General features: G+C 58.8%; 27 protein-coding genes and 3 pseudogenes. 20 read left to right on the forward strand and 10 right to left on the reverse strand.

The genetic code is table 11. The features are described 5' to 3' along the window. Nucleotides 1-32: 32 nt before the first annotated feature. Nucleotides 33-194, reverse strand: coding sequence for a hypothetical protein (locus NR126_RS14535; protein WP_155953788.1), 162 nt, complete (start codon nt 192-194; stop codon nt 33-35). Here NR126_RS14535 and NR126_RS14540 point away from each other — a divergent pair. Further along, the gene (locus NR126_RS14540; RefSeq protein ID WP_027617839.1) at nt 193-531 is read left to right on the forward strand and encodes a hypothetical protein; all 339 of its coding nucleotides are present in this window, start codon (nt 193-195) and stop codon (nt 529-531) included. The genes NR126_RS14535 and NR126_RS14540 overlap by 2 nt on opposite strands. 2 nt (nt 532-533) lie before the next feature. Here the strand turns inward: NR126_RS14540 and NR126_RS14545 are convergent, their stop codons facing one another. After that, the gene (locus NR126_RS14545; protein ID WP_027617840.1) at nt 534-2,366 is read right to left on the reverse strand and encodes a hypothetical protein; all 1,833 of its coding nucleotides are present in this window, start codon (nt 2,364-2,366) and stop codon (nt 534-536) included. 154 nt (nt 2,367-2,520) lie between these two features. Between NR126_RS14545 and NR126_RS14550 the strand changes: the two genes are divergently transcribed. The 3 genes from NR126_RS14550 (at nt 2,521) to NR126_RS14560 (ending at nt 4,194) form a co-directional block, all read left to right on the forward strand. Further along, complete coding sequence (locus NR126_RS14550) at nt 2,521-3,009, forward strand: TIGR00645 family protein (protein ID WP_027617841.1); 489 nt, start codon at nt 2,521-2,523, stop codon at nt 3,007-3,009. A gap of 135 nt (nt 3,010-3,144) precedes the next feature. Beyond that, nucleotides 3,145-3,447 (forward strand): DUF6482 family protein, encoded by a 303-nt coding sequence (locus NR126_RS14555; protein ID WP_027617842.1) that lies wholly within the window; start codon nt 3,145-3,147, stop codon nt 3,445-3,447. 129 nt (nt 3,448-3,576) lie between these two features. Further along, a complete protein-coding gene (locus NR126_RS14560) occupies nt 3,577-4,194 on the forward strand; it encodes an FKBP-type peptidyl-prolyl cis-trans isomerase (protein ID WP_027617843.1) in 618 nt (205 codons plus the stop codon). A gap of 102 nt (nt 4,195-4,296) precedes the next feature. Here the strand turns inward: NR126_RS14560 and NR126_RS14565 are convergent, their stop codons facing one another. The 3 genes from NR126_RS14565 to NR126_RS14575 form a co-directional block, all read right to left on the reverse strand. Further along, a complete protein-coding gene (locus tag NR126_RS14565; RefSeq protein ID WP_027617844.1) occupies nt 4,297-4,554 on the reverse strand; it encodes a hypothetical protein in 258 nt (85 codons plus the stop codon). Nucleotides 4,555-4,744: 190 nt separating this feature from the next. Further along, on the reverse strand, nt 4,745-5,086 hold the full coding sequence (locus NR126_RS14570; protein WP_027617845.1) for a zinc ribbon domain-containing protein YjdM: 342 nt from the start codon (nt 5,084-5,086) through the stop codon (nt 4,745-4,747). 175 nt (nt 5,087-5,261) lie between these two features. Continuing rightward, on the reverse strand, nt 5,262-6,230 hold the full coding sequence (locus NR126_RS14575; RefSeq protein ID WP_027617846.1) for a polyprenyl synthetase family protein: 969 nt from the start codon (nt 6,228-6,230) through the stop codon (nt 5,262-5,264). Between the two features lie 239 nt (nt 6,231-6,469). Here NR126_RS14575 and rplU point away from each other — a divergent pair, with 239 nt between their 5' ends. The 5 genes from rplU (at nt 6,470) to NR126_RS14600 (ending at nt 10,230) form a co-directional block, all read left to right on the forward strand. After that, on the forward strand, nt 6,470-6,784 hold the full coding sequence (gene rplU, locus NR126_RS14580; RefSeq protein WP_007950961.1) for a 50S ribosomal protein L21: 315 nt from the start codon (nt 6,470-6,472) through the stop codon (nt 6,782-6,784). A 34-nt stretch (nt 6,785-6,818) separates the two neighbouring features. Further along, nucleotides 6,819-7,076: a 50S ribosomal protein L27 gene (gene rpmA, locus NR126_RS14585; RefSeq protein WP_003176049.1), complete on the forward strand. Its 258-nt coding sequence runs from the start codon at nt 6,819-6,821 to the stop codon at nt 7,074-7,076. A gap of 193 nt (nt 7,077-7,269) precedes the next feature. Beyond that, complete coding sequence (cgtA, locus tag NR126_RS14590) at nt 7,270-8,493, forward strand: Obg family GTPase CgtA (protein ID WP_027617847.1); 1,224 nt, start codon at nt 7,270-7,272, stop codon at nt 8,491-8,493. Nucleotides 8,494-8,630: 137 nt separating this feature from the next. Further along, a complete protein-coding gene (gene proB, locus NR126_RS14595; RefSeq protein WP_027617848.1) occupies nt 8,631-9,749 on the forward strand; it encodes a glutamate 5-kinase in 1,119 nt (372 codons plus the stop codon). A 16-nt stretch (nt 9,750-9,765) separates the two neighbouring features. Next, nucleotides 9,766-10,230, forward strand: a complete 465-nt coding sequence (locus tag NR126_RS14600; RefSeq protein WP_027617849.1) for a CreA family protein — start codon at nt 9,766-9,768, stop codon at nt 10,228-10,230. Nucleotides 10,231-10,408: 178 nt separating this feature from the next. On the opposite strand, the gene rpsT is transcribed toward NR126_RS14600, so the two are convergent. Next, the gene (gene rpsT, locus NR126_RS14605) at nt 10,409-10,687 is read right to left on the reverse strand and encodes a 30S ribosomal protein S20 (protein ID WP_007901883.1); all 279 of its coding nucleotides are present in this window, start codon (nt 10,685-10,687) and stop codon (nt 10,409-10,411) included. A 251-nt stretch (nt 10,688-10,938) separates the two neighbouring features. Between rpsT and murJ the strand changes: the two genes are divergently transcribed. The 6 genes from murJ (at nt 10,939) to ispH (ending at nt 18,321) form a co-directional block, all read left to right on the forward strand. Further along, nucleotides 10,939-12,477: a murein biosynthesis integral membrane protein MurJ gene (gene murJ, locus NR126_RS14610; RefSeq protein ID WP_027617850.1), complete on the forward strand. Its 1,539-nt coding sequence runs from the start codon at nt 10,939-10,941 to the stop codon at nt 12,475-12,477. A 120-nt stretch (nt 12,478-12,597) separates the two neighbouring features. Next, the gene (gene ribF / locus NR126_RS14615; RefSeq protein ID WP_027617851.1) at nt 12,598-13,536 is read left to right on the forward strand and encodes a bifunctional riboflavin kinase/FAD synthetase; all 939 of its coding nucleotides are present in this window, start codon (nt 12,598-12,600) and stop codon (nt 13,534-13,536) included. Nucleotides 13,537-13,549: 13 nt separating this feature from the next. Beyond that, nucleotides 13,550-16,381 carry an isoleucine--tRNA ligase gene (gene ileS, locus NR126_RS14620; RefSeq protein ID WP_027617852.1) on the forward strand — a complete coding sequence of 944 codons (2,832 nt, stop codon included), beginning with the start codon at nt 13,550-13,552 and terminating at the stop codon, nt 16,379-16,381. After that, nucleotides 16,374-16,886, forward strand: a complete 513-nt coding sequence (gene lspA, locus NR126_RS14625) for a signal peptidase II (RefSeq protein WP_256830501.1) — start codon at nt 16,374-16,376, stop codon at nt 16,884-16,886. Before ileS ends, lspA begins: the two co-directional genes overlap by 8 nt. Then, nucleotides 16,879-17,331: an FKBP-type peptidyl-prolyl cis-trans isomerase gene (gene fkpB / locus NR126_RS14630; protein WP_027617854.1), complete on the forward strand. Its 453-nt coding sequence runs from the start codon at nt 16,879-16,881 to the stop codon at nt 17,329-17,331. The genes lspA and fkpB overlap by 8 nt, the downstream gene beginning before the upstream one ends. Before the next feature lie 42 nt (nt 17,332-17,373). Next, the gene (gene ispH / locus NR126_RS14635) at nt 17,374-18,321 is read left to right on the forward strand and encodes a 4-hydroxy-3-methylbut-2-enyl diphosphate reductase (RefSeq protein WP_027617855.1); all 948 of its coding nucleotides are present in this window, start codon (nt 17,374-17,376) and stop codon (nt 18,319-18,321) included. A 117-nt stretch (nt 18,322-18,438) separates the two neighbouring features. Here ispH and NR126_RS14640 read toward each other — a convergent pair. Further along, nucleotides 18,439-18,876, reverse strand: a pseudogene (locus tag NR126_RS14640) (GspH/FimT family pseudopilin); the annotation flags it as partial. A 189-nt stretch (nt 18,877-19,065) separates the two neighbouring features. Between NR126_RS14640 and pilV the strand changes: the two are divergent. The 5 genes and pseudogenes from pilV (at nt 19,066) to thiO (ending at nt 22,331) form a co-directional block, all read left to right on the forward strand. Continuing rightward, nucleotides 19,066-19,446, forward strand: coding sequence for a type IV pilus modification protein PilV (pilV, locus tag NR126_RS14645; RefSeq protein ID WP_027617857.1), 381 nt, complete (start codon nt 19,066-19,068; stop codon nt 19,444-19,446). Next, nucleotides 19,443-20,147, forward strand: coding sequence for a PilW family protein (locus NR126_RS14650; protein ID WP_256830502.1), 705 nt, complete (start codon nt 19,443-19,445; stop codon nt 20,145-20,147). The genes pilV and NR126_RS14650 overlap by 4 nt, the downstream gene beginning before the upstream one ends. Before the next feature lie 12 nt (nt 20,148-20,159). Beyond that, nucleotides 20,160-20,630: pseudogene (locus tag NR126_RS14655) on the forward strand (PilX N-terminal domain-containing pilus assembly protein); the annotation flags it as partial. 141 nt (nt 20,631-20,771) lie between these two features. Then, a complete protein-coding gene (locus NR126_RS14660; protein WP_105754463.1) occupies nt 20,772-21,173 on the forward strand; it encodes a type IV pilin protein in 402 nt (133 codons plus the stop codon). Between the two features lie 57 nt (nt 21,174-21,230). Next, complete coding sequence (thiO, locus tag NR126_RS14665; RefSeq protein ID WP_027617860.1) at nt 21,231-22,331, forward strand: glycine oxidase ThiO; 1,101 nt, start codon at nt 21,231-21,233, stop codon at nt 22,329-22,331. A 9-nt stretch (nt 22,332-22,340) separates the two neighbouring features. On the opposite strand, the pseudogene NR126_RS14670 reads toward thiO, so the two are convergent. From NR126_RS14670 to NR126_RS14680, 3 genes and pseudogenes are all read right to left on the reverse strand, one after another. Continuing rightward, nucleotides 22,341-23,285, reverse strand: a pseudogene (locus NR126_RS14670) (sigma-54 interaction domain-containing protein); the annotation flags it as partial. 158 nt (nt 23,286-23,443) lie between these two features. Continuing rightward, nucleotides 23,444-23,680: a PP0621 family protein gene (locus NR126_RS14675; RefSeq protein WP_027617861.1), complete on the reverse strand. Its 237-nt coding sequence runs from the start codon at nt 23,678-23,680 to the stop codon at nt 23,444-23,446. Nucleotides 23,681-23,804: 124 nt separating this feature from the next. Continuing rightward, nucleotides 23,805-24,821 (reverse strand): outer membrane protein assembly factor BamD, encoded by a 1,017-nt coding sequence (locus NR126_RS14680; RefSeq protein ID WP_256830504.1) that lies wholly within the window; start codon nt 24,819-24,821, stop codon nt 23,805-23,807. Nucleotides 24,822-24,950: the final 129 nt, after the last annotated feature.

Here is a 24,950-nt window from a genome sequence, read left to right on the forward strand (position 1 = left end):
AAATAGCAGTCTTTTTTGCCGATCAGGTGACGTCAAAAAAACAGCAACGACCATTCGGCGCCTGCTTGAACGCGCTCAACTTGCTGATTCGACTTTTCTTCTATGCTCAGTCCAAGGACATCGACAGTCATCACTGGATCGAGCCAGTCTTCTCTTGGAGGCTGAACACCGGAGCTACCGAGGGTCGCCGCCATGTCGCGCAACCTCTGCCTGACCCGGCAATGTCTGGGCCTGGTTACCCGAATTGAATGCAGCGTGCGTCCGCTCGCCGGCGACACCGGTATGTGGACGCTGCTGTTTGCCGCAGGAATGGCGGGCGAGCAGCCTTCAGCCATCAAGGCTCAGGGCCCGTTTCATGGTCCCTTCGTGGCCGAATCGATCCTCGACACCATTGTTGAGAGCCTGACGATGCATGGCTATCAACTGGCCGATGATCCCCAAATATGGAGCCTTCACCTACAGGCCCAACTGCGGGAAATCAACGGCGGACGACGCACTCCGGAGCGCTTCGATTTGGGCCCCAGGCACTAGATTCACTCTGTGGAATCGGGGTTCGTGGCTTTATCGAGCTTGACCTCGAATCCATATTCGATCGTCTGCAGGTCGGTGCGTCGGTAACTTTCCAGTCGCGTCGGCCGACCATAGAAATAATGCACGTCCAGCAGTGCCTGTCCGTCTGTGCCGGCGTCGTGGCTGACTGTGAGTATCTCCTTCAGATAATTCCCGCTCTCGTCCGTGGCGAAGAAGCGCCAGTCCTGCGCAGGAAATACCTTTTGCTCAACCAGCAGGGCATTGCCCCGGATTTCGAGGCCCTTGGGCAGCTTGCCAACGTCGAGGGTGTTTTTTTCGATGTCGGCAAGAAACAGAGGCATCGAGCCAACGGCGTAGGCGGGCGTATCCGGGAATAAGGTCAGGTCGTAGGTGACGGTCGCGCGCAGCGGATCAATTTCGTAGGCTTGGGAGGGCAGTTCGATGGGCTCGCCACGCTGACCGTTTTCGCCTTCGGTGAAGAAGGTCAGAGGTGTATCACCTGGGTTGAAGGCGTTACCAAGCAGTTCGTCGTTGAAGCTTTTCGGGTGCTCAAACTCGATTCGCGCTGCGGTGGCGTCTTCTACCGATTGCCTGATGCGAATGCTGTTTTTCAGTTGCTCCGCTTCCAGGTTGGCGCCCTTGAGCCAGCGGCTGGCCTGGTCGTCATAGACCACCACCGGAAGGTCAAGGCTCTGAATGGTTTTGTCGCGGGTATTACGGTCGAAGCGCCGTACGGGCAAATCGAGGTCCTTGCGCGTCACCGTCACCGCCGAAAAGTCGAGGACATTGACTTCCAGCGCATCGATAGAACCGTTGAAGTAGACCTTGGTGTAGTGGTCATGCTGTTGGCCCTCAAACGTCTGCAACTGGTCATTGAGTTGCTTCTCCAGTGCGTCGCTCCAGGCGGACTGCTGCTGCATCTCGGCCAGCTGTTTTTCGTAGAAGGCGATTTGCGCTGCGTCTTGATTGATCGAGCCGGCGCGTGCGAGAAATTGCCCGGTTTCATCTTTGGCCTGGACGATCAGCGGGTTAAGAGGGGTATCGCTAACCTCCGGCGCCAGCGCGGCGCTGTTACGCATTTTTATTTCGGCGTAGTTGTTCTCCAGGGCCAGCAGGGTGACGCTGATGTTGTCTTCGGTACGTGTTTTCCCGGCGTCTTTTCTTGTCAGGTTGAAGGTCACGACTTTGTGCGGGGCAATGACTTCGACTTTGCCCTGCAACCTCTGTGGTTGCGGCTGGCTGCTGTTGGCGACCTCCAGGCCTTCAATGAAGGGGTAGGCGACCGTCAGGTCATCCGGAGCGGTCAGGTTGGAGCTGGAAGGGCTCAGTTGGATGCCGGGATCGTTTTCCGACCATTCAGGTTGAAACGCGATGACTTTCTTGTTGCTTAATGACACCGATTGCCATTCCAGGCCATGGGGAAAAGGGAACTCGGCGGGCATGTTGAAATTGAAGGGGAAGACTGGCTGCAGGTCCGTCAGGTAGTCGGAGTTTGAGTCCTTGCGTAACACGAACAGACCATTGATATAGGTATCGACCAGTGCCTGGGGGCTGGCGTAATGCCTGAGCAGCGCCATGGCATCGTCGCCGTACTCGGTGTCGACCGGCTTGACGGCGAGCTTCTGCTGGGCCCGCTCAAGCAGCAGTAGCGAGCCGCCAAGATTGGAAATAGCGTCCTTGAGCTTGGGGTCGGTTATCGCATCCAGCGACTTCTCGAACTGTGCAGTTTTGTCTTCCAGGCTTTGGGCGGGTGGTTTGTCCTCGCCAGGCGAGCAGCCAGTCAGGAGTGCCACGAGGCAAAGGCCGAAAGTTGTCAGGGACAATCGCACATCCATTTCCAGCATTCCTTTACGGCGCACGCGGGTGCCAACCCATTGGACACTAGCAGAAAACCCTCCAGCAGAGCGTCGAGTGATGAGGGGCTGCGGTTTATGGTGGTTTGAGCGGCTGATATACTCGCCGCCATTTCCAGCCCTGGTGTGAGATTCAATGGAACGCTTTATCGAAAACGCAATGTACGCCTCGCGCTGGTTGCTTGCGCCGATCTACTTCGGCCTGTCCCTGGGCCTGCTGGCCCTGGCCCTGAAGTTCTTTCAGGAAGTCTTCCACGTTATCCCCAACGTGTTCTCGATGGCCGAGTCGGACTTGATCCTGGTGCTGTTGTCGCTGATCGACATGGCGCTGGTAGGCGGCCTGCTGGTGATGGTGATGATCTCCGGATACGAGAACTTCGTGTCGCAACTGGACATCGACGAAACCAAGGAGAAGCTCAACTGGCTGGGAACCATGGATTCTTCTTCGCTGAAGATGAAAGTCGCAGCTTCGATCGTGGCGATCTCCTCGATCCACCTGCTGCGCATTTTCATGGACGCCAAGAACGTCGATCCCGAGCATTTGAAGTGGTACGTGATCATTCACATGACCTTCGTCATCTCCGCGTTCGCCATGGGTTACCTGGACAAGCTGACCAAGCACTGATTGCCGTCCGCATCGCAGCACCTCGCCGCCCGCCCGTTGTGAAACGGACGGGCGGCGGCGTTTATGGCTTGTGCTTTTACGTGCCGAAGCCTATCCCTGTAAGGGTCCAGGTTCGCCATTGCGAGGGCTGTGCTCATGAATCTGCAAGAGTTGAACGCCTATGCCATCGCCGGGAAGGTCGATGAGCTGAACCTGATTTCCATGGAGGGCGGGATCTACTTGCTTGAGGCGCGCATGCACGGTGCGGCCGTTCCTCTGAGCGATGCCCATGGGCAGATGATGAAAATACGCTCGGTGGAGCATGCAAGGGAAACGCTGCAGAGTTTTCCAGTCCTGCCGTTCAACCTGGTTCACACCCTGGTGCATGACGAGATGTGTGGCCTGGTCCAGAGCGACGAGGAAAGCCTCAAGGTGCCCATCGCTTTTCGTTCGGTCTGATACAAGTCGCGCCCTGATCACGGCAACGGCTTCTGTGCTAGTCTGCTCGCCCTTTTGGTTCCGGGCGTTCCGGGATGCGCTGTGCACGCACGGCATTGTCTCGGGCCGTCCGCACAGCGGAGCAGTGTCATGTCCGAAGTAAATCTGTCCACCGACGAAACCCGCGTCAGCTACGGCATTGGCCGTCAGCTGGGCGACCAACTGCGCGACAACCCGCCACCGGGCGTTAGCCTGGACGCGATCCTGGCCGGTCTGACCGACGCTTTCGCCGGCAAGGAAAGCCGCGTTAGCCAGGAAGCCATGTCCGCCAGCTTCCAGGTCATCCGCGAAATCATGCAAGCCGAAGCGGCCGCCAAAGCCGAAGCGGCTGCCGGTGCAGGCCTGGCATTCCTGGCTGAAAACGCCAAGCGTGACGGCATCACCACTCTGGCTTCCGGCCTGCAATTCGAAGTGCTGACCGCCGGTGAAGGCGCCAAGCCATCGCGTGAAGACACCGTGCGTACTCACTACCACGGCACTCTGATCGACGGCACTGTGTTCGACAGCTCCTACGATCGTGGTCAGCCTGCGGAATTCCCGGTAGGTGGCGTGATCGCCGGCTGGACCGAGGCCCTGCAACTGATGAACGCCGGTAGCAAATGGCGCCTGTACGTGCCGAGCGAACTGGCCTACGGCGCTCAAGGCGTTGGCAGCATCCCGCCGCACAGCGTTCTGGTGTTCGACGTCGAGCTGCTGGACGTTCTGTAATGCCTGACCCTGTAGGTGCGAGCCTGCTCGCGATTGCATTTGCACGGTTTCAAGTCTGAACCGCATCGCTGGCAAGCCAGCTCCTACAGGGTTTTATGTGACTCATATTTCGATCTTGTGGGTCAGCTCGTGCGCCGGGCGCAAGGCTCGGGCGTAGCAGAACAGGAACAGGTTGCGCACTAGTTCCTTGAGCACAACCGGCTCGCTTGAGCTCAGGCCATTGAGGTCCAGGTCACCCTGATCCTGCAGTTCACTCAAGGCTTCTTCCTCCAGTACCGCGCAGACTTCTCCGGTTTCCCGATGCAGGATTCTGAGGTAAGGGTGCGGGCGGTCCAGCCATGCATCGATCAAGTAAGTCATGATGCTCATCTCCATGTCAGTGGTTTGATGAGAATAATTCTTATTCAATTAATAGCAAGTGCCTATTGGCAGTTTCTGCGGTTTTTGTACGGGGCATTGCTGAGGATCAAAACGGCTAGCGTTTTGCCATGATTGGGCGTGGAGCGGGGAGTGCCATCGCGCACCAGGTACGCAATGGCATGCAGCAGGCTCAGACTTTGCGGACGAACTCGGATTTGAGTTTCATCGGGCCGATACCGTCGATCTTGCAGTCGATGTCGTGATCGCCGTCGCACAGACGGATGTTCTTGACCTTGGTGCCGACCTTGACCACCAGCGAAGTGCCCTTGACCTTGAGGTCCTTGATCACAGTGATGGTGTCGCCATCTTGCAGGACATTGCCGACCGAATCCTTTTTCACGGTTTCATCGGACGCCGCCTCGGCTTCGCCGTTGGCGGACCACTCGTGGGCGCACTCCGGGCAGATCAGCTGGGCGCCGTCTTCGTAGGTGTATTCGGAATTGCATTTCGGGCAGGGTGGCAACGTGCTCACTAAAGCTCCTTGAGATTAGGATCATTAAAGGGCGCACATTGTATAGGGTTTTAGGCAAGAGTGGGGTGGCGCTGGGGATGTAACTGTAGGAGCGAGCCTGCTCGCGATAGCGGAATATCAGGCAACACATCGTTGGCCGAAGAAACGCTATCGCGAGCAGGGGGCTGCAGTGTTATCAGTGCGTACGGGCGACCGCAAACTCGCTCAGTTCGACCAGGGCATCGCGGTACTCACTGGCAGGCAGCGCGTCCAGGCACTTGATTGCCCGAGCCACGTAATCACGGGCCAATTGTGCGGTGTACTCCAGCGAGCCCGAGGCTTCCACGGCAGCGCGGATGCTTTCCAGGTCTTCGATGCCGCCTTTCTGGATCGCCTTGCGCACCAGGGCCGCTTGCTCCGGTGTGCCTTCACGCATGGTGTAGATCAGTGGCAGGGTCGGTTTGCCTTCGGCCAGGTCGTCGCCGACGTTCTTGCCCAGGGTTTCAGCGTCGCCACGGTAGTCCAGCAGGTCGTCGACCAGTTGGAACGCGACGCCCAGGTGGTCGCCAAAGGTGCGCAGGGCTTCGCTCTGCTCGGCGGTGGCGCCGGCCAGTGCAGCCGCGCTGTGGGTCGAGGCTTCGAAGAGCATCGCGGTTTTGCCGCGGATGACTTCCATATAGGTTTCTTCGGTGGTGCTGGCGTCGCGAACCTTGGACAGTTGCAGTACTTCGCCTTCAGCAATGATCCGCGTGGCTTGCGAGAGAATCTTCATCACCGGCATCGAGCCCAGTTCAACCATCATCTCGAACGAGCGCGAGTAGAGGAAGTCACCTACCAGCACGCTTGGGGCATTGCCCCACATGGCGTTGGCCGTCGAGCGGCCACGGCGCATGCCCGACATGTCGACCACGTCGTCATGCAGCAGGGTAGCGGTGTGCAGGAACTCGATAGTGGCGGCCAGCAGGCGCATGTCGTCGCCTTCGCGACCCAGGGCCTTGCCGCATAGCAGCACGAGTAACGGACGCAGGCGCTTGCCGCCAGCCGAAGTGATGTAGTCGCCGATTTTCGATACCAGCGGCACTCGGGAAGTCAGCTGCTTCTTGATGATGCCGTCGACGGCGCTAAAATCGTCCGCCACCGCGCGGTAGAAAGCTTGGGGTTGCATCAGCGACAGTTGCTCCATAAGGGTTGCGCGGCATGCTAGGACCCACGCCAGCAGGTGTCAAGGCGCGATGGACGGCCCCTTGCAAGGCGCTCGTGGCTTGCGTACAATCGCGCACCCTGAACTTCCTGGGCAGCACCTGCCTTACGCAATTGCATTCGGGACGTCCATCCCATGCAGCCATGCCAGCCAATACCTCTTCTTATAAAGAGCTGGGTGAGCAGGATTATCGGAGAAATACCATGTCGTACGCAGTAATTGTTACTGGTGGCAAGCAATACAAGGTCGCCCCAGGTGAATACCTGAAGATCGAAAAACTGGAAGTCGCTACTGGCGAATCCGTTACCTTTGATCGCGTTCTGTTGGTCGCCAATGGCGATGACGTGAACATCGGCGCTCCAGTTGTTGCTGGCGCTACCGTTGTGGCTGAAGTGATCTCCCAAGGTCGTCACGATAAAGTCCGCATCATCAAGTTCCGTCGTCGTAAGCACCACATGAAGCGTATGGGCCACCGCCAGTGGTACACCGAGATCAAAATCACCGGTATTCAGGCTTAATTTCAGCCTAATTCCTCACTAGGAGAATTGACTCATGGCACACAAAAAAGCTGGTGGTAGTACCCGTAACGGTCGCGACTCAGAAGCCAAACGCCTTGGCGTGAAGATGTATGGCGGCCAGAAAATCATTCCGGGCAACATCATCGTGCGTCAGCGCGGCACCCAATTCCACGCTGGCTACGGCGTTGGCATGGGTAAGGATCACACCCTCTTCGCTAAAATCGAAGGCGTGATCAAGTTCGAAGTAAAGGGCGCGTTCAACCGCCGTTACGTGAGCGTAGTCGCAGCTTAATTGCGCGATCGCTGGAAAAGCCCTGTCTCGCGACGGGGCTTTTTCGTTTGTGGGGTGAGTCTCTTGCAAAGCTGTTTGTGATGAGTGAAAGCAGCTGGATTCGCGGTTGTGCTTGAGGTCGCTGCGCTCATCTTTGCAAGAGTCTTATGTCTTGTTTTTTTCGGCTCGTCCGTATGGCGAGAGGCGTTTTGTTATGAAGTTTGTTGATGAAGTATCCATTCGAGTAAAGGCTGGTGACGGCGGCAATGGCTGCATGAGTTTCCGTCGCGAAAAGTTCATCGAAAACGGTGGTCCAAACGGCGGTGATGGTGGTGATGGTGGTTCGGTCTACATGGTCGCCGACGAAAACCTGAACACCCTGGTCGACTATCGCTACACCCGTCATTTCGACGCCGAGCGCGGTTCGAACGGTGGCAGCACTGACTGCACCGGCAAGAAGGGTGAGGATCTGATCCTGCGCGTGCCGGTAGGTACCACGGTGATCGACTCGGCCACCCAGGAGGTCATTGGTGACCTGACCAAGGCTGGCCAGAAACTGATGGTTGCGCATGGTGGCTGGCACGGTCTGGGCAACACCCGTTTCAAATCCAGTACCAACCGTGCGCCGCGCCAGACGACGCCGGGCAAGCCGGGCGAGCAGCGTGACCTCAAGCTGGAAATGAAGGTGTTGGCAGACGTGGGTCTACTGGGCTTGCCGAACGCCGGCAAGAGTACCTTTATCCGCTCGGTGTCGGCCGCCAAGCCGAAAGTTGCCGACTACCCGTTCACCACGCTGGTGCCGAACCTCGGTGTGGTCAGTGTCGATCGCTGGAAAAGCTTCGTGGTGGCGGACATTCCGGGTCTGATCGAAGGTGCTTCCGACGGCGCCGGCCTGGGGATTCGTTTCCTCAAGCACTTGTCCCGTACCCGTCTACTGCTGCACCTCGTTGACATGGCGCCACTGGATGAAACCAGTGCTGCCGATGCGGCTGAAGTGATCGTCAGTGAATTGACCAAGTTCAGCCCGTCACTAGCTGAGCGTGATCGTTGGCTGGTGCTGAACAAGTGCGACCAGATTCTCGAAGAAGAGCACGAGGAGCGGGTCAAGGAAATCGTTGAGCGCCTGGAGTGGACTGGTCCGGTCTATGTGATCTCGGCGATCGCCAAAGAAGGTACCGAGCGTCTGACGCGCGACATCATGCGCTACCTGGAAGATCGTGCCGATCGCCTGGCCAATGACCCGGCCTACCGCGAAGAGCTGGCGGAGCTCGATCAGCGCATCGAAGATGAAGCGCGTGCTCAGTTGCAGGCGCTGGATGATCAGCGCGCTCTGCGTCGCAGTGGCGTGAAGTCGGTCCACGACATCGGCGACGATGATTGGGACGAAGAAGATGTGGATGACGAAGACGGTCCGGAAATCATTTACGTGCGTGACTGACTCGTTGCGATAAACTGAAGCGCCGCTCAATCGAGCGGCGTTTTGGTATCTGGAAATCGATTGTTGGTCACGAATAACCACGAATAACGTCACGGGCAGCGCTGGGTCGTGCTGCCCTCAAGCTAAGGTTGAAGATGATGCGGAGCAAGGTGACAGGTGCGCAGCGTTGGGTCGTGAAGATCGGCAGCGCTTTGCTGACGGCTGACGGCAAGGGGCTGGATCGCGCGGCGATGGGTGTCTGGGTTGAGCAGATGGTGGCCCTGCATGAGGCGGGTGTCGAGCTGGTGCTGGTGTCCTCCGGGGCGGTGGCGGCTGGCATGAGTCGCTTGGGCTGGACCGCTCGACCCAGTGCGATGCACGAGCTCCAGGCGGCTGCTGCAATCGGTCAGATGGGGCTGGTGCAAGCCTGGGAGTCGAGCTTTGCCGAGCATGGTCGTCATACTGCGCAGATTCTGCTGACCCATGACGATTTGTCCGACCGTAAGCGCTACCTCAATGCCCGCAGTACCTTGCGTGCGCTGGTGGAGCTCAAGGTGATTCCGGTGATCAACGAGAATGACACTGTGGTCACGGATGAAATTCGTTTTGGCGACAACGACACCCTGGCGGCGCTGGTGGCCAACCTGGTCGAGGCTGATTTGCTGGTGATCCTCACGGATCGTGACGGCATGTTCGACGCTGATCCGCGAAACAATCCTGATGCTCAACTGATTTACGAAGCGCGTGCCGATGATCCGGCGCTGGATGCGGTTGCTGGCGGTACCGGTGGTGCGCTGGGGCGTGGCGGAATGCAGACCAAGCTGCGTGCGGCGCGGCTGGCAGCGCGTTCGGGGGCGCATACGATCATCGTCGGTGGTCGCCTGGAGCGGGTGCTGGATCGTCTGAAGTCGGGCGAGCGAATCGGTACGCTGTTGTCGCCTGAGCGCGGCATGCTGGCGGCGCGCAAGCAATGGTTGGCCGGGCATCTTCAGACCCGTGGCACCCTGGTCCTGGATGCTGGAGCGGTCTCGGCATTGTCTGAGGGTAACAAGAGTCTTCTGCCGGTCGGGGTCAAGCTGGTTCAGGGCAGCTTCCGTCGCGGTGAGATGGTGGTGTGTGTCGCGCCGGATGGGCGTGAGATTGCCCGTGGCCTGGCCAACTACAGTGCGCTTGAGGCGCAGAAGATTATTGGTCAGTCCTCTGAGTCGATTGTCGGTTTGTTGGGGTACATGGCTGAGCCGGAGCTGGTTCATCGCGACAACCTGATTCTGGTCTGATGTGGGGGGAAGTCGCATGCGCATGGCAAGTGGGTTGATGGGTTTGTTGTTGGCGCTGCCGTTGCTGGCGTCGGCGGAAGAGATTGGCCAGGTGTCGACAGTGTTCAAGTTTGTCGGGCCAAACGATCGTATCGTTGTCGAGGCCTTTGATGATCCCAAGGTCGATGGGGTGACCTGCTACCTGTCGCGCGCCAAGACTGGCGGGGTGAAGGGTGGGCTGGGGTTGGCCGAGGATCGGGCGGAGGCTTCCATTGCCTGTCGTCAGGTGGGGCCAATCAGTTTCAAGGGTGAGCTCAAGGATGGGGATGAGGTGTTCAAGGAGCGCACCTCGCTGGTGTTCAAGACCATGCAGGTGGTGCGGTTCCTCGATAAGAAGCGCAACACGCTGGTGTACCTGGTCTACAGCGATCGCCTGATCGAGGGTAGTCCGCAGAATGCGGTGACGGCGATTCCGATTTTGCCGTGGCCTAGCGCCCAGTAACCTGGCAGAGGTTCAGGTGTGGGGGTGGGTCGGCTCCGGGCGGCGTTTCGACGATTGCTGAATGTCGGCGAACATAATCGTTGAGTGTTAAGTCGCTTTCGTGAGCAGGCTCGCTCCCACACAAATCGCAGGCAATAAAAAACCGACCCTGAGGTCGGTTTTTTAGTGAGCGTGTCGCTTAGGCAGCAGCGGCAACGTTCAGAGCCTTTACGTGGCCATTCAGGCGGCTCTTATGACGAGCAGCTTTGTTCTTGTGGATGATGCCTTTATCGGCCATGCGGTCGATAACAGGCACAGCCAGAACGTAAGCAGCTTGCGCTTTAGCAGCGTCTTTGGCGTCGATGGCTTTAACTACATTCTTGATGTAGGTACGAACCATGGAACGCAGGCTGGCGTTGTGGCTGCGACGCTTCTCAGCCTGTTTTGCACGTTTTTTGGCGGAAGGTGTGTTGGCCACCGTCGAGCTCCTCGAAAGACTTTTTGGGAAATAGCAAACAAAATAGGCCGCGAATCATGCCGATGAGTTGAAGTCTTGTCAAGGGCGGTTGAGACGTTCCGCTAAGTGGTAGGTATAAAGCGCCGGTATATTTCATTCCAGCGTACGACCTGTAAACTCGCGAGCTTTGGCTCTGTGCTGTTGCGGCGCGGAGTATCGCATAAGTGGGCGCATTGTTCGCCTGCTGTTTATCGACAGACAAGAACTCTTTAATGAATCTGCTCAAGTCGTTGGCCGCCGTCAGCTCTATCACGATGATTTCCCGGGTTCTGGGATTTGTCCGTGACACCCTTGTCGCCCGCATCTTTGGCGCCGGCATGGCCACGGACGCTTTCTTCATTGCCTTCAAGCTGCCCAATCTGCTGCGGCGGATCTTTGCCGAGGGCGCTTTTTCCCAAGCATTTGTCCCGATCCTGGCTGAATATAAAAACCAGCAGGGCGAGGAGGCGACGCGCACTTTCGTTGCCTATGTGTCGGGGTTGCTCACCCTGGTGCTGGCGCTGGTCACCGTGCTGGGGATGATCGCGGCGCCCTGGGTGATCTGGGCTACTGCGCCCGGCTTTACCACGACCCCGGAGAAATTCGAGCTGACCTCGAGTCTGTTGCGGGTGACCTTTCCTTATATATTGCTTATTTCGCTGTCATCGCTGGCCGGGGCGATCCTCAATACCTACAACCGCTTTTCGGTGCCCGCATTCGTGCCGACGTTGCTGAACGTCAGCATGATCATTTTTGCTCTGTTCTTGACCCCGTATTTCGATCCGCCGGTGATGGCGCTGGGTTGGGCGGTATTGGCCGGCGGCCTCGCGCAGTTGCTCTATCAACTGCCGCACTTGAAAAAGATCGGCATGCTGGTGCTGCCCCGTCTGAACCTACGTGACACCGGTGTCTGGCGGGTCATGAAGCAAATGCTGCCGGCAATCCTTGGGGTCTCGGTCAGTCAGATTTCGCTGATCATCAACACCATTTTTGCCTCGTTCCTCGTAGCGGGCTCCGTGTCCTGGATGTACTACGCAGACCGCCTGATGGAGCTGCCGTCGGGTGTGCTCGGCGTGGCGTTGGGCACCATTTTGCTGCCAACACTGGCCAAGACCTATGCCAATCAGGATCGTCACGAGTACTCGCGGATTCTCGATTGGGGCCTGCGTCTGTGCTTTGTGCTGGTGCTGCCGTGTGCGCTGGCGCTGGGAATCCTCGCCGAACCCCTGACGGTGTCGCTGTTCCAGTATGGGCAGTTCAGCGCCTTCGATGCCTCGATGACCCAGCGTGCTCTGGTGGCTTATTCGGTTGGTCTGCTGGGGATCATTCTGATCAAGGTGCTGGCTCCAGGCTTTTATGCACAACAAAACATCCGGACGCCGGTGAAAATCGCGATTTTTACCCTGGTGGTGACCCAGTTGTTCAACCTGGCCTTGATCGGCCCGTTCAAGCACGCAGGCCTGGCATTGGCCATCAGTGCGGGCGCCTGTCTGAACGCGGGCCTGCTGTTCTATCAGTTGCGTAAACAAAAGATGTATCAGCCACAACCGGGCTGGGCAGTGTTCGGCTTCAAGCTGGTACTGGCGGTCGCCGTGATGTCTGCGGTATTGCTCGGGCTGATGCACTTCATGCCACCCTGGAGCGACGGGCATATGCTTGAGCGATTCCTGCGCCTGGGTCTGCTGGTGGCTGCGGGGATCGTGGCCTATTTCGGCATGCTGGCAGCGCTCGGTTTCCGCCTGCGGGACTTCAATCGCAAGGCGCTGAGTTGAGGTGCTGATCAGCGTCGAGGCGGGGTTTTTGTCGGTTCAATCATTTTGGGGTACGGTGTTGCCTGTCGTCGGCCGCCGGGTGTGGTTATAATCGACCACTTTATGAGCAAGAAGCGCGTTATGCAGCTGGTTCGAGGCCTCCACAATCTGCGCCCCCAGCATCGGGGCTGCGTCGCCACTATTGGCAACTTTGACGGTGTTCACCGTGGTCACCAGGCTATCCTGGGTCGGCTGCGTGAACGTGCGCTTGAGTTGGGCGTACCCAGCTGCGTGGTGATTTTCGAACCGCAGCCGCGGGAATTCTTTGCCCCCGACACTGCACCGGCACGCCTGGCCCGGTTGCGCGACAAATTGCAGTTGCTGGCAGACGAGGGGGTCGACCGGGTGTTGTGCCTGGCGTTCAATCAACGCCTGAGCAAGCTGAGCGCGAGTGAGTTCGTCGACACCATTCTGGTGGACGGCCTCGGCGTCAAGCACCTGGAGGTCGGTGACGACTTCCGCTTCGGCTGCGACCGATTGGGCGATTTCGATTTCCTGCTGCAGGCCGGTCAGGTTCACGGTTTCACCGTTGAAGCGGCGCAAACCGTCGAACTGGACGGTATTCGAGTCAGCAGCACCCAGGTGCGTAACGCCTTGGCCGCTGCCGACTTTGCCTTGGCTGAACGCCTGCTTGGGCGCCCGTACCGAATCGCCGGGCGTGTGCTGCATGGGCAGAAACTGGCCCGGCAACTGGGTACACCCACTGCCAATATTCAACTCAAGCGTCGTCGCGTGCCGTTCACCGGGGTTTACCTGGTCGATGTGCAGATCGACGGCAAGACCTGGCCCGGCGTCGCCAATATCGGCGTACGGCCTACGGTCCAAGGTGATGGCAAGGCCCACCTTGAAGTTCATCTTCTAGATTTTGCCGGCGATCTGTATGACCGGCGTTTGACGGTGGTTTTCCACCAGAAGCTGCGCGAAGAGCAGCGTTTTGCCTCTCTGGAGGCACTGAAAACGGCGATCAACGCGGATGTCGCCGCCGCCCGTGCATTAGCCGCACCTAGCGCCAATCGCTAATTAAGAGCCTTAAATGACCGACTATAAAGCCACGCTTAACCTTCCGGACACCGCCTTCCCAATGAAGGCCGGCCTGCCTCAGCGCGAACCGCAGATTCTGCAGCGCTGGGACAGCATTGGCCTGTACGGAAAGTTGCGCGAGATTGGCAAGGATCGTCCGAAGTTCGTATTGCACGACGGCCCTCCGTACGCCAACGGCACCATTCATATCGGTCACGCACTGAACAAGATTCTCAAGGACATGATCATCCGCTCGAAGACCCTGGCGGGCTTCGACGCGCCTTATGTCCCGGGCTGGGACTGCCATGGCCTGCCGATCGAGCATAAAGTCGAAGTGACCCACGGCAAGAACCTGGGCGCGGACAAAACCCGCGAACTGTGCCGTGCCTACGCCACCGAGCAGATTGAAGGGCAGAAATCCGAATTCATCCGTCTCGGCGTGTTGGGCGATTTCGCCAACCCGTACAAAACCATGGACTTCAAGAACGAGGCCGGCGAAATCCGCGCCCTGGCGGAAATCGTCAAGGGTGGCTTCGTGTTCAAGGGCCTCAAGCCAGTGAACTGGTGCTTCGACTGCGGCTCGGCATTGGCCGAAGCGGAAGTCGAGTACGAGAACAAGAAGTCCTCGACCATCGACGTCGCCTTCCCGATCGCCGACGAGGCCAAGCTGGCCGCAGCGTTCGGTCTGCCTTCGCTGACCAAGCCGGCTTCCATCGTGATCTGGACCACCACCCCGTGGACCATCCCGGCCAACCAGGCGCTGAACGTGCACCCGGAGTTCACCTACGCCCTGGTTGATGCCGGCGACAAGCTGCTGGTGCTGGCTGAAGAGCTGGTAGAGTCGTGCCTGGCGCGCTATTCGCTGCAAGGCTCGGTGATTGCCACTGCCACTGGTTCGGCGCTGGAACTGATCAATTTCCGTCATCCGTTCTACGATCGTCTGTCGCCGGTGTATCTGGCCGACTACGTCGAACTGGGCGCCGGCACCGGCGTGGTTCACTCCGCTCCAGCTTATGGCGTTGACGACTTCGTGACCTGCAAGAAATACGGCATGGTCAACGACGACATCCTCAATCCGGTCCAGAGCAATGGCGTGTACGCACCTTCGCTGGAGTTCTTCGGCGGCCAGTTCATCTGGAAAGCCAACCCGGCTATCGTCGATAAGCTGACCGAAGTCGGTGCGCTGCTGCACACCACCATCATCGAACACAGCTACATGCACTGCTGGCGCCACAAGACCCCGCTGATCTACCGCGCCACCGCGCAGTGGTTCATCGGTATGGACAAGCAGCCGACCTCCGGCGACACCCTGCGCCAGCGCTCGATCAAGGCCATCGAAGAGACCAAGTTCGTCCCGGCCTGGGGCCAGGCGCGCCTGCACTCGATGATTGCCAACCGTCCGGACTGGTGCATCTCCCGCCAGCGTAACTGGGGCGTGCCGATCCCGTTCTTCCTGAACAAGGAAAGCGGCGAGCTGCACCCGCGTACCGTCGAGCTGATGGAAGAAGTCGCCAAGCGCGTTGAGGTCGAAGGCATCGAAGCCTGGTTCAAGATGGATGCTGCCGAGCTGCTGGGCGACGAAGCGCCACAGTACGACAAGATCAGCGACACCCTGGACGTCTGGTTCGACTCGGGTACCACGCACTGGCACGTGCTGCGCGGTTCGCACCCGATGGGTCACGAGACCGGCCCGCGTGCCGACCTGTACCTCGAAGGTTCTGACCAGCACCGCGGTTGGTTCCACTCGTCGCTGCTGACCGGTTGCGCCATCGACAACCACGCACCGTATCGCGAGTTGCTGACCCACGGCTTTACCGTCGACGAGTCCGGCCGCAAGATGTCCAAGTCCCTGGGCAACGTAATTGCGCCGCAAAAGGTCAACGACACCCTGGGCGCCGACATCATGCGCCTGTGGGTAGCCTCCACCGACTACTCGGGCGAGATGGCGGTTTCCGAGCAGATCCTGCAACGCAGTGCGGATGCCTACCGGCGCATCCGTAATACCGCGCGCTTCCTGCTGTCCAACCTGAGCGGTTTCAACCCAGCTACCGATATCCTGCCAGCTGAAGAGATGCTCGCGCTGGACCGTTGGGCCGTGGATCGTACCCTGCTGCTGCAACGTGAACTGCAAGAGCACTACGGCGAGTACCGTTTCTGGAACGTCTACTCGAAGATCCACAACTTCTGCGTGCAGGAGTTGGGTGGTTTCTACCTCGACATCATCAAGGACCGTCAGTACACCACCGGCGCCAACAGCAAGGCTCGCCGCTCGGCGCAGACCGCGCTGTTCCACATCAGCGAAGCGCTGGTGCGCTGGATCGCGCCGATCCTGGCCTTCACCGCCGACGAGTTGTGGCAATACCTGCCGGGCGAGCGTAATGAATCGGTGATGCTTAACACCTGGTATGAAGGCTTGAGCGAGCTGCCGGAAGGTTTCGAGTTGGATCGTGCCTATTGGGATCGGATCATGGCGGTCAAGGTTGCCGTGAACAAGGAAATGGAAATCCAGCGCGCAGCCAAGGCGGTGGGTGGCAACCTCCAAGCCGAAGTGACCTTGTTCGCCGAAGAAGCGCTGAGCGCCGACCTGGCTAAATTGAGCAATGAACTGCGCTTCGTGCTGATCACCTCGACCGCGACCGTCGCCCCACTGGTGCAAGCTCCGGCCGATGCCGTGGTCACCGAAGTCAGCGGTCTGAAGCTGCAGGTGGTGAAATCGAGCCACGCCAAGTGCGCCCGTTGCTGGCACTGCCGTGAAGACGTTGGTGTGAATCCGGAGCATCCGGAAATCTGCGGTCGTTGCGTCGATAACATCAGTGGCACTGGCGAGGTTCGCCACTATGCCTGATGCCACTGGCCGTTTCGGACGGTTGGGCTGGCTCTGGTTGAGCTTGCTGGTCCTGGTCATCGACCAGGCCAGCAAGTTCTACTTCGAAGGCTCGCTAACCATGTACCAGCAAATCGTGGTCATTCCCGATTATTTCAGCTGGACCCTGGCCTACAACACCGGCGCCGCCTTCAGCTTCCTGGCTGACAGCTCCGGCTGGCAGCGCTGGCTGTTTGCTCTGATTGCGATCGTGGTCAGTGGCGTGCTGGTGGTCTGGCTCAAGCGCCTGGGGCGCAACGACACCTGGCTGGCGGTTGCGCTGGCTTTGGTGCTCGGTGGTGCGCTGGGCAATCTTTACGACCGCATTGCCCTGGGGCATGTGATCGATTTCATTCTGGTGCACTGGCAGAACCGCTGGTATTTCCCGGCGTTTAACTTTGCCGACAGTGCCATCACCGTTGGTGCGGTGATGCTCGCGCTGGATATGTTCAAAACCAAGAAAACCGGAGAAGCCGTACATGACTGAACAGGTATTGATCGAGCAACGTATCGGTCAGAACACGGAAGTCACTTTGCATTTCGCATTGCGCCTGGAGAACGGCGATACGGTCGACAGCACTTTCGACAAGGCTCCGGCGACTTTCAAGGTGGGTGATGGCAACTTGCTGCCGGGCTTCGAAGCGGCACTTTTCGGTTTCAAGGCCGGCGACAAGCGCACACTGAGCATCGAGCCTGAGCGTGCCTTTGGCCAGCCCAACCCGCAAAACGTGCAGATCATCCCGCGCTCGCAGTTCCAGGACATGGACCTGTCGCCGGGCTTGCTGGTGATCTTCAACGACGCGGCCAATACTGAGTTGCCAGGTGTAGTGAAAGAGTTCGATGACGCGCAAGTGACCATCGATTTCAATCACCCGTTGGCTGGCAAGACCTTGACCTTTGACGTGGAAATCATTTCCGTTAAAGCGCTTTAAAGTCGTTTTTCATTGTTTTTGCGCGCAAGACACGAGGCACACATGCAAATCAAACTCGCCAATCCCCGTGGCTTCTGCGCCGGTGTTGACCGGGCAATCGAAATCGTCAACCGCGCCCTGGAGGTCTTCGGGCCGCCGATCTACGTGCGCCACGAAGTGGTACACAACAAGTTCGTGGTTGAAGATTTGCGTGCACGGGGAGCGATTTTCGTCGAGGAACTGGATCAGGTGCCGGATGACGTCATCGTGATTTTCAGTGCTCATGGTGTGTCCCAGGCGGTTCGCAGCGAAGCCGCAGGTCGCGGCCTGAAAGTGTTCGATGCCACCTGCCCATTGGTGACCAAGGTGCATATCGAGGTTGCGCGCTACAGCCGTGACGGGCGTGAATGCATCCTGATCGGCCACGCCGGTCACCCGGAAGTCGAAGGCACCATGGGGCAGTACGACGCCAGCAATGGTGGCGCGATCTACCTGGTCGAAGACGAAAAAGACGTGGCTGCGCTGCAAGTGCACAACCCGGACAGGCTTGCATTCGTCACGCAGACCACTTTGTCGATGGATGACACCAGTCGGGTGATCGACGCCCTGCGCACACGCTTTCCGGCCATTGGCGGTCCGCGCAAGGATGACATCTGCTACGCCACGCAAAACCGCCAGGATGCCGTCAAGCAACTGGCTGATGAGTGTGACGTGGTGTTGGTGGTCGGCAGCCCGAACAGCTCCAACTCCAACCGTCTACGTGAGCTGGCTGAGCGCATGGCGACCCCGGCCTACCTGATCGATGGCGCCGAGGACATGCAACGCAGCTGGTTCGATGGCGTCCAGCGGATCGGCATCACGGCCGGTGCGTCGGCCCCGGAAGTGCTGGTGCGTGGCGTGATCGAGCAGTTGCACGCCTGGGGCGCGACGGGCGCTGATGAGCTGGCGGGTCGTGAGGAAAACATTACGTTCTCGATGCCCAAGGAACTGCGCGTTCGTACCTTGCCCTGAGGTATTGCCTGATGCACACAAGGCGTGCTCCGCCTTGTCGTGCCGCAGGCTGACACGCCCGGTTTTCGACAGCACGACTTGATGATGGGTGATCGCTGCGCGCGATGCGCAGATGAATAGTGTTCCCGCCTGAAATCCTCCCCCGGGAAACAGCGGTTCACCGAGGCTGCTGAATCGCACGTGGCGCCTCACCGGTTGATTGCCCGCGATCTTCACCGGTACCCCCGTCTGGCGTTGCAGCAGCAACGGATTGTCGGGATCAAGATGACCACGCCCGCTGACATCCAGAATGACCCGCCAACCCTGGCCCCAATCATCATTCAAGGCATGCACCACCACCGCTTGATTACGCATCAGGGCTTCGGTGCGTGCGCTGCGCAAGCCGCTGGCCAAGACGTTGGCAGCATTTTCCCGGCGTTGCGATTGTGTGTACTCGGCGAATACAGGGCCGGCGAGCTGCAGGGCGATAGCCGTGATGGCCAGCACCGTCAGCATTTCGATCAGGCCAAAGCCTTTTTGCACCATGCGGTCTCCTTCCCTGGAGGGCGTTTCCATTGCTGTGGTGGCTAACCCTAGATGCTGATCGCACAAGCGCTCGATCGATCATCTTGCAAAAGGTTTCATGGCTCGAAGGTCAGTGAATGTATTGCTGGTTGTTCCTGTGCCGGGCAGCAATGCGCGACGGCCACTAACCTCGTGACTGACCTTTCGCAATGACGTGGACGCAACCCAGGGACGAAAGCTATGCATGCACAGGACGGCATGACTTTGATTGAAGTGCTGGTGGCGCTATTGATTCTGAGTGCGGGTCTATTGGGGGCTGCGGCCGTTCAGCTCAATGCGCTGAAGTACACCGATAGCTCGCTGATGACCACTCAGGCCAGTTTCATTGCCTACGACATGCTGGACCGCATTCGTGCCAGCACCGGCGTACTGGATCAGGACCTGCGTGACTTCACCGCCAATATCGAAAGCTTCGGCGGAGCCAGCGCCACTGGCCGGGTCAGGCAGGGCGAGCAGATGTATAGCATCCGTATCGAGTGGGATGACTCGCGCGCAGCGGGTGCTGGCAACAGTCGCCGCATTCTCGAAGTCAGTAGCCGTACTGCGGCTGCCACGCCATGAGACGTTTGAGCCGGGGATTTAGTCTGATCGAGCTGATGTTAGCGCTGGCCATCAGTTTGATGCTGGTGCTGGGCGTGGCGCAGGTTTTCATCGCGGCGAAAAGTACCCATCTCAGCCAGCGTGCGGCGGCGAGCATGCAGGAGGATGCGCGCTTTGCCCTGAGCAAAATGATCCAGGACATTCGTATGGTGGGGATGTTTGGTTGTCTGGAGGAGATCGCCGATGCCAGTGAGGGGGCTGCATTCAGTGTCCACCGCAGGATGCCGGTCAGTTGGGATAATGCTGCGCGCAATTTGACCTTGGTGACAGCGAATGTGGGGAATCAGGGCGGTACGCCCACCTGGACGGTGGTGTCGGACTGTAAAACCTACGCGACGGCCTACAGCAAGCACCGCATTGCAGGGGAGGGTGAGGTCGCATTTTCTGTTCGGCAGTTGAGCTACCAGTTTTTCCGTAACGAGATTCGGATGACTTCAAGCAATACGCCGGCCGCCCTGGTCAGTAACGTCAGAGATTTCGAGGTCAGCTTCGGCATGGCAGCAAGCGCGACTGACGTTGCAGTCTCCAGCTACAGCAACAACCCTGATGATCCTGCGCGAATACGCAGTGTGCGCTTGAGCCTGACCTTGTTTGATCCAGCCCAACGCGTGAGCGAGCAAACCTTTCATGTGGTTGCCGCACTGCGCAACCGACTGTTGTAGCGAGGAATGGCGATGAAGCTGGCATTGCAGGGGAGGCGCCGGCAACGCGGTATGGCGTTGCTGATGAGCCTGGTATTCCTGCTGCTGTTGAGTCTGATCGGCTTGTCTTCGATGCAGAGTGCCACGCTCCAGGAGAAAATGGCCGGGGGTGTAGTGTCGCGCAATCAGTCGTTCCAGGACGCTGAAGCCGCCTTGCGTATCGGAGAGAATGCGGTATCGGGGGGCGGTTTGCAGTTGGCGGAGTGCATAAATAGCATTCAGTGCGCACCGCCAGCTGAGTCTTCAGTCGTTGCCAGTGCCGGATTCAATGCCCATTCCGGCGTCACCTGGATGGCGGCGGGCAACGGTTTTTTCGGCGTACAGCACCTCGGCGTCAGCAAGCAGGCAGTCAATGTGCCGCCGAAGACGCCGGTGACCCTTCACCGGGTAACCGCTGTCGGCATAGCAGGGCGCTCGCGTAGCGTGCTGGAAAGCATCCATGCCTGTTGGCGTATTACCGAAGGCAAATCAAGCGAATGCGCTGCGATCGGCGGTAAGATGCTCGCCTCCGAATCCGATGGTCAGGCCGATATTCAGGGCCGGCGAATCATGTGGCGCCAAATTCAGTAAGTGAGAGTTGAAGCAATGCGTAGATCCAACCGAGGTTTTACCCTGATCGAAATCATGATTGTGATTGCGATCATCGGGATTGTGGTGACCATAGCCGCTCCGTTGCTCACCGAATACGTGAAGAAGAGCCATCGCACCGAGGCTGCCGCCCTGTTGACCGAGCAGGCGCAACTGCTCGAGCGGTTTCATTCGAAAAATAATGTCTACACCAACGCCACGGGTCTGAGTGCTGGTAATGAGCACTACAGCATCGTTGCGACCCTGTCTGACCAGACTTTCCTGCTGACGGCGGCGCGCAAAGCCGACTCCAGCATGGCCGCTGACAAGTGTGGCGATCTAACCCTGAGCAGTACTGGCGCAATGAGTATGATCAATGCGGCGGCGGACGTGACCAGTAAAGATTGCTGGGGACGCTGAGTTCTTTTTCCTGGGCGCGGTTTGCGCTCGCTGTCTTCCTTATTGTTGGATCAGATGATGACCGAGCAACAGCACGTGGTGATTGTCGGTGGCGGGGTGATTGGCCTGCTGACCGCGTTCAATCTGGCTCCGCACGTCAAGAGTGTGTCCTTGCTGGATCGCTCGAGTGTGGGGCAGGAGTCGTCGTGGGCGGGAGGCGGCATCGTCTCGCCGCTTTATCCATGGCGCTATAGCCAGGCGGTGACTGCGCTGGCCCACTGGTCCCAGGATTTTTACCCGCAACTGGGCGAGCACTTGTTTGCGACAACCGGTATCGATCCCGAGGTCCACACCACGGGTTTGTATTGGCTGGATCTGGAGGATGAGGTCGAGGCGTTGGCGTGGGCCAAACGGGAAAATCGTCCGCTGAGTTCTGTGGATATCTCCGCTACCCATGACGCAGTGCCGGCATTGGGGGGTGGGTTTTCCCGGGCGATTTACATGGCCGACGTTGCCAACGTGCGCAATCCGCGTTTGGTGAAATCCCTCAAGGCGGCCCTGTTGGCATTGCCTAATGTCACTTTGCATGAGCAATGCGAAGTCAGCGGATTTATCCGTGAAGGCGACAAGGTGCTGGGTGTTGAAAGTTCGCAGGGCGCGATTTATGCCGAACAGGTGGTGCTGACGGCTGGTGCCTGGAGTGGCGATTTGCTCAAGACCCTGGGCCTGGAGTTACCCGTCGAGCCGGTCAAGGGCCAGATGATTCTCTACAAGTGCGCGGCGGATTTTCTGCCAAGCATGGTTCTGGCCAAGGGCCGTTATGCAATTCCCCGTCGTGACGGGCATATTCTGATCGGCAGCACTCTGGAGCACCAAGGCTTCGACAAGACACCGACAGCCGAGGCACTGCAAAGCCTCAAGGCCTCGGCGGTGGAGTTGATTCCGGCGCTGGCGGAGGCCGAAGTGGTCGGGCATTGGGCAGGATTGCGCCCGGGCTCACCGGAGGGCGTGCCTTACATCGGTGAAGTGCCTGGCTTTGCGGGGCTGTGGCTCAACTGCGGACATTACCGTAATGGCCTGGTTCTGGCTCCGGCCTCCTGCCAGCTGTTTGCCGATGTGCTGCTGGGGCGCGAGCCGGTGATAGATCCTGCGCCCTACGCACCGACCGGACGGATCTGAGTCGGCGGCTCAATCCAGGCCCAGTTTTTTCAGGCGATAACGCATCGAGCGAAACGACAGACTCAAGCGCTGGGCCGCCGCGGTGCGATTCCAGCGGGTTTCTTCGAGAGTCAGGAGTAACACCTGACGCTCTATGGACTCCAGATAGTGCTGCAGATTATCGATTTTGCTCACATCCAAGTCTGGATTTTCTGCTGGGCAATGACTGTGCGTCATGCGTAAGTCACTGGCTTCAATCCGGGTATTTTCACAGAGCGTATACGCCCGTTCGAGGATGTTTTCCAGCTCGCGGACATTGCCCGGGAAGCGATAGTCCTTGAGCGCTTTCAGCGCTTGGGGTTGCAGCTGCGCAGTGGGCAGGCCAGTGTCCCGGGCCAGTCGCTGCAGGACTTGGTGTGCAAGCACCTCGATATCCTCTCTGCGCTCGCGAAGCGAGGGCACGCGTAACTCGATGACATTCAAGCGGTAATACAAATCCTGGCGAAAGCGCCCGGCAAGCACTTCTGTCTCCAGGCTTTTGTGGGTGGCGCAGAGTATTCGCGTGTCGATGGCCGTTTCATGCTGCTCGCCAATGCGCCGTACCGCTTTCTCCTGAATGGCCCTGAGCAACTTGACCTGCATGTTCGCCGGTAAATCAGCGACCTCGTCCAGAAACAAAGTGCCGGCGTTGGCGGCGTGAAATAGCCCGGGTTTATCTTCGACGGCGCCGCTGAAGCTGCCTTTGCAATGGCCGAAAAACTCGCTTTCCATCAGCTCCGTCGGAATGGCCCCGCAGTTGACCGGGACAAAACGCTGTCGGGTGCGTGGGCCTTGCTCATGAATCAGGCGTGCAACCAACTCCTTGCCGCTGCCGGATTCACCGCTGATGTAAACGGGGGCTTGGCTGCGAGCCAGTTGCACGATTTGCTTGCGCAAGCTGTGCATGGGCAGCGAGTCACCGAGCAGGCGTCGGTGCATGGGGAGAGAGGGCAAGCTTTGCCGGGAGTTCTTCAACGTTGTGTCCATCCTTGGGCTAACGTCTGAGGGCCCAAGGTTGAACAACCGCCTCGGGCTGAATGATGCTCCTTGTCAGTCACCTGCCGTGGCAGTGTCTGGGTGACGCTTCGGTCCTTTCAAGAGTTGCGGGTGCCTGGCCCCTGTTCCAGGTGCGCCTGGCTGCAGTACCACTGTTGTTGCAGGCTCAGCGCGCGATCGCGTGGCAAATGCACGCCACAATGGGCGCAACGCACCATCGGTGCGGCGCTTTGCTCGCCGGGCGTGTGAGAGTGGGTGTTGGCGGGGCGCTTGAATTTGCGCCAGAACCATACCGCAGCAGCAATCAGGGCAATCCAGAACAGTAAACGAAGCATGGTGAGCGGCTTTCCGACGATTAATTGCGCAGTGTAGCCAAGGACTGACCCAGCGCACAGTCCAGTAAAACAGCGGAAATAAAAAAGGGAGACTCGAAAGTCTCCCTTTTACGTGACGGCGGTATCAGTCGAACACGCCGAACGTCATGTAGCTGAACCAGGAGCGGTCATCGTTGGAGCCTGCCGCTTCATGCTCTTCTTCTTCGACCGCGTCGCTGTCCTTCGGCTTGAGCTCGGCGGGAATGGCGTCCTTGGCATCCTGGTACTGCTTCATGATGTCCTGGTTGGCGCGAGTCTCACCCGGTGGCAGCGGTGGGCGGGACTCGATCAGGCCCAGGGTCGCCTTGCTCAGCCAAGAGCGGTTGTCGGCTTCGGCGACGGTCGGGACAAACTGGCCGTCGACCAGGCCTGGGTGATTCGGGTAGTTCAGCTTGAGGGTTTCCAGGCTGGTGCTGGCCAATTCGTCCAGATGCAAGCGCTGGTAGGCCTCAACCATCACAGCCAGGCCGTCGCCGACCGATGGGGTTTCCTGGAAGTTTTCCACCACATAACGACCACGGTTGGCCGCTGCCACATAGGCCTGGCGAGTCAGGTAGTAGTGGGCGACGTGGATTTCGTAGGAAGCCAGCAGGTTGCGCAGGTAAATCATCCGCTGCTTGGCGTCAGGCGCGTAGCGGCTATTGGGATAGCGGCTGGTGAGCTGGGCGAATTCGTTGTACGAGTCACGTGCAGCACCCGGGTCACGCTTGGTCATGTCCAGCGGCAGGAAGCGCGCCAGCAGGCCAACGTCCTGATCGAACGAAGTCAGGCCCTTGAGGTAATAGGCGTAATCGACGTTCGGGTGTTGTGGGTGCAGGCGAATGAAGCGCTCGGCAGCCGACTTGGCAGCTTCTGGCTCGGCGTTCTTGTAGTTCGCATAAATCAGTTCAAGCTGGGCCTGGTCCGCATAGCGACCGAACGGATAACGCGACTCCAGAGCCTTCAGCTTGGCTGTGGCCGCAGTGTAGCTATTATTGTCCAGGTCGGTCTGAGCCTGCTGGTACAGCTCGACTTCGCTGAGGTTTTCGTCTACGACTTCCTTCGACGAGCAAGCAGCGGTCAATGCGAGGATGGCGATCAGCAGCAGGTGTTTCACTTGCATGGCGGCTTGCGTCCCTATGACGGCCGCTGTCTTGGGCGGGGCCGTCCTGTTATGATGAGCACCCCGTTGGAAAGCCTCGGGGCAAAAGACGCCGTATTTAACCACAAGCGCGCAGCCGAAACCAAAGGC

The sequence above is a fragment of the Pseudomonas sp. Pse1 genome (assembly GCF_024519635.1).
Lineage (GTDB): Bacteria > Pseudomonadota > Gammaproteobacteria > Pseudomonadales > Pseudomonadaceae > Aquipseudomonas.

Excerpts from the sequence above, each read along its gene's own strand:
- NR126_RS14540 (WP_027617839.1), top strand. The coding sequence starts at position 193 with ATGTCGCGCAACCTCTGCCTGACCCGGCAATGTCTGGGCCTGGTTACC.
- NR126_RS14535 (WP_155953788.1), bottom strand. The coding sequence starts at position 194 with ATGGCGGCGACCCTCGGTAGCTCCGGTGTTCAGCCTCCAAGAGAAGAC.
- NR126_RS14545 (WP_027617840.1), bottom strand. The coding sequence starts at position 2,366 with ATGGATGTGCGATTGTCCCTGACAACTTTCGGCCTTTGCCTCGTGGCA.
- NR126_RS14550 (WP_027617841.1), top strand. The coding sequence starts at position 2,521 with ATGGAACGCTTTATCGAAAACGCAATGTACGCCTCGCGCTGGTTGCTT.
- NR126_RS14555 (WP_027617842.1), top strand. The coding sequence starts at position 3,145 with ATGAATCTGCAAGAGTTGAACGCCTATGCCATCGCCGGGAAGGTCGAT.
- NR126_RS14560 (WP_027617843.1), top strand. The coding sequence starts at position 3,577 with ATGTCCGAAGTAAATCTGTCCACCGACGAAACCCGCGTCAGCTACGGC.
- NR126_RS14565 (WP_027617844.1), bottom strand. The coding sequence starts at position 4,554 with ATGACTTACTTGATCGATGCATGGCTGGACCGCCCGCACCCTTACCTC.
- NR126_RS14575 (WP_027617846.1), bottom strand. The coding sequence starts at position 6,230 with ATGCAACCCCAAGCTTTCTACCGCGCGGTGGCGGACGATTTTAGCGCC.
- rplU (WP_007950961.1), top strand. The coding sequence starts at position 6,470 with ATGTCGTACGCAGTAATTGTTACTGGTGGCAAGCAATACAAGGTCGCC.
- rpmA (WP_003176049.1), top strand. The coding sequence starts at position 6,819 with ATGGCACACAAAAAAGCTGGTGGTAGTACCCGTAACGGTCGCGACTCA.
- cgtA (WP_027617847.1), top strand. The coding sequence starts at position 7,270 with ATGAAGTTTGTTGATGAAGTATCCATTCGAGTAAAGGCTGGTGACGGC.
- proB (WP_027617848.1), top strand. The coding sequence starts at position 8,631 with ATGCGGAGCAAGGTGACAGGTGCGCAGCGTTGGGTCGTGAAGATCGGC.
- NR126_RS14600 (WP_027617849.1), top strand. The coding sequence starts at position 9,766 with ATGCGCATGGCAAGTGGGTTGATGGGTTTGTTGTTGGCGCTGCCGTTG.
- murJ (WP_027617850.1), top strand. The coding sequence starts at position 10,939 with ATGAATCTGCTCAAGTCGTTGGCCGCCGTCAGCTCTATCACGATGATT.
- ribF (WP_027617851.1), top strand. The coding sequence starts at position 12,598 with ATGCAGCTGGTTCGAGGCCTCCACAATCTGCGCCCCCAGCATCGGGGC.
- ileS (WP_027617852.1), top strand. The coding sequence starts at position 13,550 with ATGACCGACTATAAAGCCACGCTTAACCTTCCGGACACCGCCTTCCCA.
- lspA (WP_256830501.1), top strand. The coding sequence starts at position 16,374 with ATGCCTGATGCCACTGGCCGTTTCGGACGGTTGGGCTGGCTCTGGTTG.
- fkpB (WP_027617854.1), top strand. The coding sequence starts at position 16,879 with ATGACTGAACAGGTATTGATCGAGCAACGTATCGGTCAGAACACGGAA.
- ispH (WP_027617855.1), top strand. The coding sequence starts at position 17,374 with ATGCAAATCAAACTCGCCAATCCCCGTGGCTTCTGCGCCGGTGTTGAC.
- pilV (WP_027617857.1), top strand. The coding sequence starts at position 19,066 with ATGCATGCACAGGACGGCATGACTTTGATTGAAGTGCTGGTGGCGCTA.
- NR126_RS14650 (WP_256830502.1), top strand. The coding sequence starts at position 19,443 with ATGAGACGTTTGAGCCGGGGATTTAGTCTGATCGAGCTGATGTTAGCG.
- NR126_RS14660 (WP_105754463.1), top strand. The coding sequence starts at position 20,772 with ATGCGTAGATCCAACCGAGGTTTTACCCTGATCGAAATCATGATTGTG.
- thiO (WP_027617860.1), top strand. The coding sequence starts at position 21,231 with ATGACCGAGCAACAGCACGTGGTGATTGTCGGTGGCGGGGTGATTGGC.
- NR126_RS14675 (WP_027617861.1), bottom strand. The coding sequence starts at position 23,680 with ATGCTTCGTTTACTGTTCTGGATTGCCCTGATTGCTGCTGCGGTATGG.
- NR126_RS14680 (WP_256830504.1), bottom strand. The coding sequence starts at position 24,821 with ATGCAAGTGAAACACCTGCTGCTGATCGCCATCCTCGCATTGACCGCT.